At 38.1% G+C, this 11,457-nt stretch carries 12 protein-coding genes, 1 pseudogene and 1 other annotated feature; all 13 genes and pseudogenes read right to left on the bottom strand.

The features are described from left to right. Positions 1 to 262 precede the first annotated feature (262 nt). Positions 263 to 1,549: a solute carrier family 23 protein gene (locus V7149_RS14440; RefSeq protein ID WP_335346325.1), complete on the bottom strand. Its 1,287-nt coding sequence runs from the start codon at positions 1,547 to 1,549 to the stop codon at positions 263 to 265. Positions 1,550 to 1,728: 179 nt separating this feature from the next. Next, positions 1,729 to 2,271: a bifunctional pyr operon transcriptional regulator/uracil phosphoribosyltransferase PyrR gene (pyrR, locus tag V7149_RS14445; protein ID WP_335346326.1), complete on the bottom strand. Its 543-nt coding sequence runs from the start codon at positions 2,269 to 2,271 to the stop codon at positions 1,729 to 1,731. Between the two features lie 187 nt (positions 2,272 to 2,458). Beyond that, positions 2,459 to 3,321: pseudogene (locus V7149_RS14450) on the bottom strand (RluA family pseudouridine synthase). Further along, on the bottom strand, positions 3,293 to 3,787 hold the full coding sequence (lspA, locus tag V7149_RS14455) for a signal peptidase II (RefSeq protein WP_335346318.1): 495 nt from the start codon (positions 3,785 to 3,787) through the stop codon (positions 3,293 to 3,295). Before lspA ends, V7149_RS14450 begins: the two are co-directional and overlap by 29 nt. 78 nt (positions 3,788 to 3,865) lie before the next feature. Further along, complete coding sequence (locus V7149_RS14460; protein WP_335346319.1) at positions 3,866 to 4,153, bottom strand: hypothetical protein; 288 nt, start codon at positions 4,151 to 4,153, stop codon at positions 3,866 to 3,868. A gap of 150 nt (positions 4,154 to 4,303) precedes the next feature. After that, positions 4,304 to 7,075 carry an isoleucine--tRNA ligase gene (ileS, locus tag V7149_RS14465; RefSeq protein WP_335346320.1) on the bottom strand — a complete coding sequence of 924 codons (2,772 nt, stop codon included), beginning with the start codon at positions 7,073 to 7,075 and terminating at the stop codon, positions 4,304 to 4,306. A 112-nt stretch (positions 7,076 to 7,187) separates the two neighbouring features. Beyond that, positions 7,188 to 7,439: a binding site (T-box leader), on the bottom strand. Positions 7,440 to 7,488: 49 nt separating this feature from the next. Further along, the gene (locus V7149_RS14470) at positions 7,489 to 8,004 is read right to left on the bottom strand and encodes a DivIVA domain-containing protein (RefSeq protein WP_066289301.1); all 516 of its coding nucleotides are present in this window, start codon (positions 8,002 to 8,004) and stop codon (positions 7,489 to 7,491) included. Between the two features lie 106 nt (positions 8,005 to 8,110). Continuing rightward, entirely contained in the window at positions 8,111 to 8,884 is a 774-nt protein-coding gene (locus V7149_RS14475) for an RNA-binding protein (protein WP_335346321.1), read from the bottom strand. A gap of 105 nt (positions 8,885 to 8,989) precedes the next feature. Further along, positions 8,990 to 9,253, bottom strand: a complete 264-nt coding sequence (locus tag V7149_RS14480; RefSeq protein ID WP_066289306.1) for a YggT family protein — start codon at positions 9,251 to 9,253, stop codon at positions 8,990 to 8,992. 6 nt (positions 9,254 to 9,259) lie between these two features. Beyond that, entirely contained in the window at positions 9,260 to 9,703 is a 444-nt protein-coding gene (locus V7149_RS14485; protein WP_335346322.1) for a cell division protein SepF, read from the bottom strand. A 12-nt stretch (positions 9,704 to 9,715) separates the two neighbouring features. Beyond that, complete coding sequence (locus V7149_RS14490) at positions 9,716 to 10,393, bottom strand: YggS family pyridoxal phosphate-dependent enzyme (RefSeq protein WP_335346323.1); 678 nt, start codon at positions 10,391 to 10,393, stop codon at positions 9,716 to 9,718. Positions 10,394 to 10,399: 6 nt separating this feature from the next. After that, positions 10,400 to 11,221, bottom strand: coding sequence for a peptidoglycan editing factor PgeF (gene pgeF, locus V7149_RS14495; RefSeq protein ID WP_335346324.1), 822 nt, complete (start codon positions 11,219 to 11,221; stop codon positions 10,400 to 10,402). A gap of 71 nt (positions 11,222 to 11,292) precedes the next feature. Then, the coding region (locus tag V7149_RS14500) for a YlmC/YmxH family sporulation protein (protein ID WP_335346327.1) at positions 11,293 to 11,457 on the bottom strand (165 nt) is incomplete at its 5' end.

Raw genomic sequence — 11,457 nt, forward strand, 5'->3', positions numbered from 1 at the left:
ATGTACCACCATCTAAAAAGTATTGAGCATCTTCAAGAATTTCGTTAATTTCATTAATAGTTAATTCAGTTGTCGTTAGTAAATGTTTCATTCATAAACCCTCCCTTATCTTCTAAAAAAAACACCCTGACATTTTGTCAGGGTGCTGAAGAGTTGAAGAGACAAGTTGGCAAAAGGAAGCAATGATTTCCTTTTACCCAATCACTTCAACACCCTTTCAAATCTCTCTGGACTTACTTAAAAGGCGTTATACTGATTAACCTTATTCTAATTCTGTTTCAAACATATTATCCTTTACCGGCTCTCGGCCAGGTAAAATCAAGTTTAAAACCACTCCGCAAATCGCTGCAAGAGCCATTCCCTGGATCTGCAATGGTCCGATATCGACATGTGCTCCGCCAATGCCGATGACTAGGATGACCGAAGCAATCACTAGATTTCTTTTGTCACCAAAGTCTACTTTGCTGTCCACTAACATTCTCAATCCAGATGAGGCGATTATTCCAAACAAAAGGATTGATACTCCGCCCATAACAGGTGTAGGAATAGAGCTGATGAGAGCTGAAACTTTCCCGATAAACCCGAAGATAATCGCTAAAACGGCTGCACCGCCTAATACATACACACTATATATTCTAGTGATCGCGAGTACACCGATGTTTTCACCATACGTAGTCTTTGGCGGTCCGCCCATGATCGCTGAGATCATCGTTGCTGTCCCATCTCCAAGAAGCGAACGATGTAGACCAGGGTCTTTAATATAATCTTTGTTAACTACCTTTCCTAGGACGAGCTGGTGTCCGATGTGCTCAGAAATTGTAACGATTGCAACAGGCAGCATTAAGAGCATGAGATCTAATGTAAAGCTTATATTGTAGTCGGCGAATGGGAAAACAAAATCAGGAACTTCAATCCAGTCTGCCTCCCGAACACCTGTAAAATCAACAATTCCTACTGCAAGAGCATATACATACCCTATAATGATTCCAGCTAAGATTGGGATCATGCTTAGCATCCCTTTAAAGTAAACCGAGAAAATAATCGTTACAGCTAATGTGACAAGCGCTACAGAGAAGTGAAGCATACTATATTCGCTTGTTACCGGGTTATTCATCGCCATTCCTACTGCTGTTCCCGATAAAGCCAATCCGATAACCATGATGACTGGACCGACAACTATTGGCGGCAGAAGATTCATTAGCCAACGATAGCCGCCTTTTTTGATAATAAGAGCGACAACCCCATACAAGAGACCTACCATAAAGCTTCCGATCATCATCGCCCCAATTCCGCCTGCTTTTCCTGCCATTTGCAGCGGAATGATATAGGCGAATGATGAGCCCAGATAGGCCGGAACCTTCCATTTAGTGATCATAAGAAAGGCCAGTGTGCCGAAGCCGCTTGAAATTAAGGCTATGGCAGGATCTAAATCAACAAGATACGGAACTAATACTGTTGCGCCGAACATGGCGAATAAATGCTGTAAACTTAATGTTAACCATTGCATTGGTGATGGAACATCTTTAATGTCTAATACTGGTTTGTTCATCATATACCTCTCCTACTAGTTGATGTTCATATCTATTTCTTTTGATTTTCCCAGTAGCCATAAAAAAACCCTCATTTGCCAAATTTGCGCAAAGAGGGTACAGGTATACAGAAAAGGACATTCTGTATGTGTAATTCCCCCTTTGTCAGTCTCACAGGACTGCTTTTAAAAAGGGTTATTTAGTTTTCATATATACTTACTTGATCGACTTGATCGACTTCCTTTAATGCCACAACAATTTTCTCTGAACTTGAAGTCGGAATGTTTTTTCCAACAAAATCTGCCCTGATTGGCAATTCCCTATGTCCACGATCAACAAGGACTGCTAGTTGAATCGTAGAAGGTCTGCCGATATCCATCAATGCATCAAGAGCAGCTCTTACTGTCCTGCCTGTATAAAGAACATCATCAATCAGTATAACCTTCTGGTCATTAATATCTTTAGGTATATCCGACCCTTTGACTAGTGGTTCCTGACTCGCTGTAATTTTTGTTAAATCATCTCTATATAGCGTTATATCTAGTTCCCCAACAGCAATCTTTGTTCCTTCAATTTGCTCGATTCTTTCAGCAAGCCGAGTTGCAAGATATATTCCCCGAGTTCGAATTCCGACAAGAACACAGCCTTCAATACCTTTGTTTCTTTCTATGATCTCATGGGCAATCCTCGTTAATGCTCTCCTTATTGCTTGTTCATCAAGAACGATTGCTTTCTCTGAAATGTTAACCACCCCTTTACAAAAAAACTCTCGCCGCTATGGCGAGAGGATATAGGCGTTCATTAAGGATCAAGTCATACAATAGATGACTTGATATCTTATCCGCTTCCTTCTCAGCCTCACGGGACTGTGATTAAAGGACTTATTTAACTATAGTAATTTTATTTTACATACACTCATATGTCAATCATTATTTTTGGAGCTGTTCCATTAATTGCTCGAAATAATCCGGTAATGGGGCTTCAAATTCCATATATTCACCTGATCTAGGATGGACAAAGCCTAAAATACCTGCATGTAATGCCTGTCCGCCTATATCAAGAGTTTTTCTCGGGCCATATTTTGGATCTCCAACAAGCGGGTAGCCTATATACTTCATATGTACCCTAATTTGATGTGTTCTGCCTGTTTCCAGCTGGCATTCAATGAACGTATAATCGTTAAACCGATCGAGAACATGAAAATGTGTAACGGCTTTTTTTCCATTATCAACAACAGCCATACTTTGCCGGTCTTTCTGATCACGTGCAATAGGGGCATCAATTGTTCCGTAATCATGAGGGATTACACCATGAACGATCGCCTTATATTTTCTAGTTACAGTTTTTTCAACTAGCTGATTCACAAGACTTTCATGGGCAAGATCATTTTTTGCCACCATTAATAAACCTGATGTATCTTTATCAATTCGATGAACAATCCCTGGTCTCATGACCCCATTGATCCCAGACAAATCTTTACAATGCGCCATAAGCCCATTAACAAGTGTACCTGTTAAATGCCCAGGTGCAGGATGTACAACCATTCCTTTAGGTTTATTGACAACTAANNTACAACGTCTAATTCCTCTGGTTCAGGAATTTGAATCACTATTTGATCATTCAGACTGCATTTATAATTTGTCTTTATTTTTTGTCCGTTGACGAGAACATGCTCATCCTTAATCCACAGCTGAACCTGTGTCCTAGACCATTCCTTATTTAATGATGTAAGAACCTTATCGATTCTTTCACCCGCCTGTTCCTCAGGAATGATGTGTTCCATTTTCTCCATGAGATTTCTCCTTTTTCAACGCTCTCTCTTCTAGCAGCATTTGTATCATAAGCAAAGCAACACCGATTACTAATGCGGAGTCAGCAACATTAAAGACAGGGAAATCATAGCCAAAAATATAAGTGTTAATAAAATCAACAACTTCTTTCCGGTAAACACGATCAATAAAATTACCGATCGCTCCCCCTAGCATAAAGCCTAAAGATACACCTAGCAGCAGTTTGCCTTTTGCAGCTTTTTGAATGTAATAAATAATTCCGATGATAACAATGACCGTTATTACATAAAAAAACCACATTTGGCCTTGCAAAATTCCCCAAGCCGCACCTTTGTTTCGATGAGAGGTTATATAGAGGAAATTTTTGATTACTTCCACACTTTCTCCCAATTGGAAGTTTTTGACTATAAGCCATTTTGTGAACTGATCCAGTGCAATAATTAGTAAAGCAATTATGTAATAAAACACAAAGGCAACCCCCACATTTTCATAGTATTACCTTTGCATTTTAGCACATTCTTTATAAAAAACACAGTAATCCTGTTGTTAATGAAATATCCCCTTTCTAAAGTAACAGTCGATTTTTTCATAGTCATCCAAGGATTTTATTGTTGGTACCATAGTTAGCAGCTCTTCAGGAATCAGTTCACCTGAAATTTCACATCTGCCAAAAAGACCTAATTCAATTTTATTTAATGTATCTTCCACATCTAATAGTTCTGCTTTAATGATTGGTTTAATAAGGGATGAAGAATTATTGTCCTCTAACCTTTCCATAAGTTCCATTCGTGTTTTACGGAGTTCCGAATAAAGTGGTTCTGCTTTGGCATCCATTTATGCTCCTCCGTTCTATTTATTTCTACCTATTATATCCGCTTGCATATTTAAAAGTCGGTGTAAGTTTTTACAGTGAGTACAACAATTAACAAAGGGCCAGATTCCACAAGATATACCTTGCGGAGTCTGACCCTCCTCATAAAAATATTATGCTAAGTGGCTGTATTGCGTTTTAACAACATCTGCACATCTAGGGCATAATGTATTAAATTCTTCAACCAGACCCACTTCTGGTGTAACAATCCAGCAGCGTTCACATGTTTCTCCTTCAGCTTTAGAAACAACGATCGCTGTATTTTCAAACTTAAGAGCATCTTCAGGAGCATCCTCATAATTTCCTGCTACCTCAAAACCAGAAACAATGAATAGTTGTTTAACATTCTCATCAATGGAATCAAGTAAGCTCTTCGCCTTTTCATCTACAAACATTGTTACTTTCGCTGTAAGTGATTTACCAATTACCTTTTCATTGCGCGCTTCTTCAAGAGCCTTCAAAACATCATCACGAAGTTTCATAAATGATGTCCATTTCTCTTCTAGTCCCTTAGCGTTAGGCAGTTCTTTATACTCTGGCATATCAGTTAGCTGAACACTTTCTTCTTTAACTGAAGGGATAAAGCTCCAAACCTCATCTGCCGTATGGGAAAGAACAGGTGCAACTAATTTTGTTAAGGAAATCAAGCACTCATACAGAACGGTTTGAATAGCACGACGATCAGGATGATCCTTCCCTTCAATATAGAGAATATCCTTTGCAAAATCGAGATAGAACGCACTCAAATCAAGTGTACAGAAATTATTAACAGCATGATAAATGCCGGCATACTCGTAATGTTCATAGGCTTCTCGAACAGTCTTAACTAATTTATTTAATTTTACAAGCATAAACTGGTCTACTTCTCGCAAGTTTTCAAAGGAAACAGCATTTGTGTTTGGATCAAAGTCAGCAAGATTTCCTAGTAAGAAACGGAAAGTATTTCTAATCTTGCGGTATACCTCAGTAACTTGCTTTAAAATCGCATCAGAAACACGAACATCGGCCTGATAATCTACTGAAGACACCCAAAGCCTTAAAATATCTGCGCCTAATTGATTCATTACTTTGGCTGGAATGACAACATTGCCCAATGACTTGCTCATCTTTCTTCCTTCACCATCTAAAACAAATCCATGGCTGAGAATCCCTTTGTAAGGAGCCTTTCCAGTAACAGCAACAGCTGTGGATAGAGATGAGTTAAACCATCCTCGGTACTGGTCAGATCCTTCTAAATAAAGATCAGCTGGTCTTTGCAGGTCATCTCGCTCCAATAATACAGCCTGGTGTGACGAGCCTGAATCGAACCATACATCCATAATGTCTGTTTCTTTCGTAAATTCCCCATTTGGACTTTCAGGATGTGTAAAGCCCTCTGGAAGTAAATCTTTTGCTTCTTTTTCAAACCAAATGTTTGATCCATGCTCACGGAATAGGTTGGAAACATGATTAATGGTTTCATCCGTAATAATCGGATCTCCATTTTCTGCATAAAATACAGGAATAGGCACACCCCAAGCACGCTGACGTGAAATACACCAATCTCCACGATCACGAACCATATTAAATAAACGAGTCTCGCCCCATGCAGGTACAAACTTTGTTTCATTTATAGCATCCAAAAGCTCTTTACGGAAATCTTTAATGGAAGCAAACCATTGTGCTGTTGCACGATAAATAACTGGCTTTTTTGTTCTCCAATCATGTGGATAAGAGTGGGTAATGAATGAAAGCTTTAATAACGCCCCAGCCTCATCAAGTTTTTCGGTAATTGATTTATTGGCTTCATCATAGAATAACCCTTCAAAACCCTCAGCTTCCTTCGTCATATATCCGCGGTCATCAACTGGACATAATACATCAAGTCCATATTTCTGACCAACATAGAAGTCGTCTTCCCCGTGACCAGGTGCGGTATGAACACATCCAGTACCGGCATCAATCGTTACGTGTTCTCCTAATATGACAAGAGAATCCCGTCCATATAATGGATGGACAGCAACAATATTTTCAAGTTCTGAACCTTGAACTGTTTTAACTACTTGAGGGTCCTGCCATTCTACTTCCTTCGTAACTGCTTCTAAAAGGTCAGCTGCAACAACATACTTTTGACCTTTTTCTTCCACAACAACATAGTTAAGCTCAGGATGAACAGCGATCCCTAGGTTAGCAGGAATTGTCCAAGGTGTTGTTGTCCAAATGACGATTTGCGTGTCCTCATCTAATACACCCTTGCCATCAGCTACTTTAAAGCCTACATAGATGGATGGAGAGCGCTTATCTTTATATTCAATTTCTGCTTCTGCTAATGCTGATTCAGAAGATGGAGACCAATATACTGGCTTTAAGCCTTTGTAAATATAGCCTTTTTTCGCCATTTCCCCAAACACTTTAATTTGCTGTGCTTCATATTCAGGCTTTAAGGTAATGTAAGGATTTTCCCAATCCCCTCTTACTCCTAAGCGTTTGAACTGAGTACGCTGGCTGTCAATTTGTTCATATGCATATTGTTCGCAGAGCTTCCTGAATTCTGCAACAGTCATTTCCTTACGCTTGACCCCTTTATTCGTCAGTGCCTGCTCAATCGGAAGACCATGTGTATCCCAGCCAGGAACATATGGAGCATGGTAACCGCTCATTGACTTATGGCGGACAATCATATCTTTGAGGATTTTATTTAAAGCATGGCCAATGTGAATATCACCATTTGCATATGGAGGCCCATCATGCAAAACAAACATTGGACGGCCTTTTGTACGTTCTTGAACTTTCTCATAAATATTCATTTCTTTCCATTTAGCCTGAATTTCGGGCTCACGGTTTGGTAAATTTCCACGCATAGGAAATTCTGTTTTTGGCATTAATAAAGTATCTTTGTATTCCATTTCCTTTTCCTCCCGTAGCTTTCACTAGCTTCATGATTACCATTTTTAACAACATTAAACCAATTATTGATGTGGCTAGAGCTTCTAAAAATAAAAAAACCCCCTCATCCCAAAAAGGGACGAGAAGGTATTATTTCCCGCGGTACCACCCTTGTAGATAGAATAATAAATAAACTTCTATCCGCTTTAAAAATTCTTAACGTGAATGACTCGCCTTTATCTACTGATCCTTAAAGGATGTTCAACAAAGGAACTCAAGGGTGATCTTCCAAATCTCCGCTTACTCCAGGCTTTCACCTTCCCTGGTTCGCTGACAATGCCTGCTAAGCAATGAAATTTGTACTGTCCCTCTCATAGTTAATGTTCATAATTTACATTCTTTTTAAGATTATATGCGATATATTCTGCTTTCGTCAAGCTAATGAATCCTCTTCTTGAGCGGATTTTAATTCGGTAGCGTCAAGCTTATATTCCAGTAAATGATCCCAGTCATCGTTATTTAACAAATCAAGCTGAGCTTCGATTAGCATTTTAAAGCGAGTTCGGAATACCTTCGATTGCTTTTTTAATTCCTCAATTTCAAGGGCAATTTTTCTTGCCTTTGATAATGATTCATTGACAATTCTGTCCGCATTTTTCTCAGCCTCTTTAATGATAAGCTTTGCTTCCTTTTGTGCGTTTCTTCTTACTTCTTCTGCAGCCTCTTGGGCTACAATAATTGATTTATTTAACGTTTCTTCAATTGTGGTAAAATGGCCAATCCGTTCGTTTTGGTCATTTAGTCTTTCCTCTAATTCCTTCTTTTCTCTAATTAGAATTTCATAGTCTTTAATCACTTGGTCAAGAAATTCATTTACTTCATCTTCATCATAACCTCGGAATCCTTTGCTGAATTCTTTATTATGAATATCTAACGGTGTTAATGGCATCTTGGCCACCTCCCAAATTCAGTAGTAATAATTATGTACTTGGTCTAATAAATATCTATCTAATATTAATTCGACAACTTGTAGCAAAATCCTGCAATATTAATAATTATTTTTGTTTTCCCGCGGTGATTTTCCATTTATCTCTTTTCGTTTTTCCTTCTAAAGAGATAATTTTTGCACGGCCATACCCTCTAATTGAAATTATATCACTTTCTCTCACTTCAAAAGATGGATTTTCAATTAAAGTCCAATTCACCTTAGTAAGACCCTGTTGAATTAAAGTTTGAGATTTCTGCCTTGAAATATTATGAATAGCAGAAACAACTGTATCTAACCGTAAAGATGTTGAAGTTACAGATTGTTCAGACCAAATTTCGTTCGACTGAAGGGCACTGGCTAATGGCAGTTTCACTAAACTGACAGAGGCCTTGCCAATTGTGTTCAATTGCGTAGAAATATAGTGTTCAATGTCTCTAGTTACTAAAAACTGTATCCGATCATCTTCAAGAAGGATATCACCATATTTCATCCTTTTTAGCCCAAGAGACATTAGGCTGCCAAGCACTTGAGGATGTTCCAAGTTAACAAACTTTTTCGGATATTCAACTTCATATAAAGATATTTGAAAGTCTTCATCCTCTGGCTGTAAGTACTCTGGATATAACAAGGCACGCTTCCTCTCAGCCATATCAAAGCCGCCAAACAACTGTATCTTTACATCATTATTAATTCCAATTAATTGTCTGATGATTTCCTGTTCTCTTGGATCAAGAAAATCAGTTAATTTCGGTGCATATGTAATTTCCACGGAGTTCTTCCAGTTAAGAACTTGATCAATAAAACCTTTTTCTTCTGGACGAAAGTGCTGGTAAATAGACATTTACTTACAATACTCCTTTAAGTAGCATCCTTTGTTTTCATTTTACTGCCCCTCTGGAATAAGAAAACAAAAAAGGGCCTTGGAAAGAGCCCTGTAGCTTTCAAATTATGCAATCCAAACGAACAACTGGTGCAATCCGCTTGATGCAAAGCGTAGAACTAAAATAGCCACAATTGGAGATATATCAATCATACCAAGTGGTGGAATTATTTTTCTGAACGGTTCTAAGTAAGGTTCACAAATTCTTCCTAAAAATTGCCCAATTCCTGACTCCCTAGCATTTGGAAACCAGGACAATAAAATATAGATGATTAATGCCCATGAATAATAGTAAATAATCGATGTTAACACACTAAGTATAATACCCATTAAATATTACCACCTCGAACTTTCGAATTCAGTTTCTTGCATGATTTGAGAAATATTACCTGAAACCTCAATATTATCAGGGGTGCATAAGAAAATATCAGTCCCAATTTTCTGTATATCCCCGCCAATCGCATAGACGGTTCCACTTAAGAAGTCTACAATTCTTTTTGCCTGGTCCCGATCGATTCTTTGTAGGTTAACAACAACTGCTCTTCTGTTTTTCAATTGGTCAGCAATGTCCTGTGCTTCTGCATACACACGTGGTTCAATTAATACAACCTTTGATGATTTTTGCACACTTTGAAGACTGACGACATTATTCTTCTGCACGGGCTGTTTTTGAGATTGAGGCTGTTTTTGTTCGGGCTCTTCTTCCATATATTCTTCTTGTCTATCATCATATTCATCATCTAAGAAGAAAAATGTTTTAAACTTTGATTTTATGCTCATTTTACAAACCTCCTATTCCTCGTTTCCTACAAGAGCGGTTCCAATCCGGACCATTGTCGCTCCTTCTTCAATAGCAATCTCGAAGTCATTTGACATACCCATCGATAGCTCATGACAAGGTGCGTAATCTAATTCCATCTGTTGAATGTCAATCTGCAGTTTTTTAAGTTTTTGAAAACATGATCTTAGCAGTTGTTCATCAGAAGTTAGCGGAGCCATTGTCATTAAACCACATACAAGAATATTTGGATACTGACTTAACTCCTCAATAAACTTCTTAACCTCTTCAGGATGAATTCCCTGCTTTGATTCTTCACCTGATACATTGACTTGTATAAAACATTTTATTTGCTTGTTTGCACGCTTATTTATTTCTTGAGCAAGCGACAATCTGTCAAGAGAGTGAATATAGTCAACTATGCCAATGATATTTTTCACTTTTCTAGTTTGTAAAGCACCAATAAAATGCCATACCGGCTTGTCCTTGATCACTTCCCATTTCTCTAGGAGTCCATCATCTCGATTTTCTCCTAAATGGATAACACCCGCATCAAGCGCTTCAAGGGCGCGTTCAGTCGATACGTATTTGGTTACAGCGATAATCTTAATATCTTCAATATTTCGATTAGATCTTTCACAAGCATTTTTTATTTTCATTTGAATTTTTTTTAGATTTTCAATGACCTTCATTTAAAACTAGAAATCCTCCTTCCAGCCAATAAAACTCATCATTCTTCCTGTTTTCCCTTTGTCTCTTCGGTGCGAGAAGAAATCTTTGTTTTCACAGCTGGTGCATAAATTTGTTACGATTATGTTTTTTTCCATGACGCCTGATTTAATTAGAATATCTTTATTTAATTGCTTTAAGTCAAGAAAATATTGATTATCCTCTATTTGAGTATAAGGTTTAGGATGGTAATCGGCTAGGTTTTTGTCTATTATTGATATAACACGATTATCAACAATATAACATTTACCGCAAATGGATGGTCCAATTACTGCATGAATTCCTTCAATGTCCATATTTTCTTTCTTAAACATTGAAACCATTTCGCTGGCAATCCCATTGACTGTTCCCTTCCAGCCCGCGTGGGCAACACCAATTGCTCCAGTCTTTTCATGACAGAAATAAAGGGGTACACAGTCGGCGTAGCATAAGGTTAGCAGCAGTCCAGAATTTGCTGTAAAAAAGCCATCTGTTGCTTTGTAGGAATCCTCATAAAGTAAAGAGCCTCTCCCGCCGTTTTCTCTATTTACCTTTTCTATGTGTATGTCATGTGTTTGTTCTGCACTCACCCATGTATGAAGTGGGAATCCTAATCTTTCAGCCATATGTTCCCGGTTTTGTCTAACAGATTGCACTGAATCATTTACATGGAGCCCAAGGTTCAAAGAGGAATAAGCGCCTTCACTAACTCCGCCATTTTTACTCGTAAATCCCGCACGTAAACCGGGAAACTTCTCAGCCCATTCATTAATAACAAAATACTCGCTTTTTTTCAAAATAAATGGTTCCATTTATTAAACCCCATTATATTTTTCTATAGTTTACCATAATATAGCCACTCTTCACAGTTAAAAGACATTATTTACACATCTTCATCGACATCTTTCTCCATATTACCATTCTGGTAACGCACAAGGATGACATCTTCCCCAATCTTAAGGATATTTTTCCAAGGAATAATCATATCTTCATCCCGGCCAAAAAAACCTAAAACCTTCCCAGTTCCCCCAATAATAACAGCATTAAT

The organism is Bacillus sp. JJ1503, from assembly GCF_036965125.1.
Lineage (GTDB): Bacteria > Bacillota > Bacilli > Bacillales > Cytobacillaceae > Cytobacillus.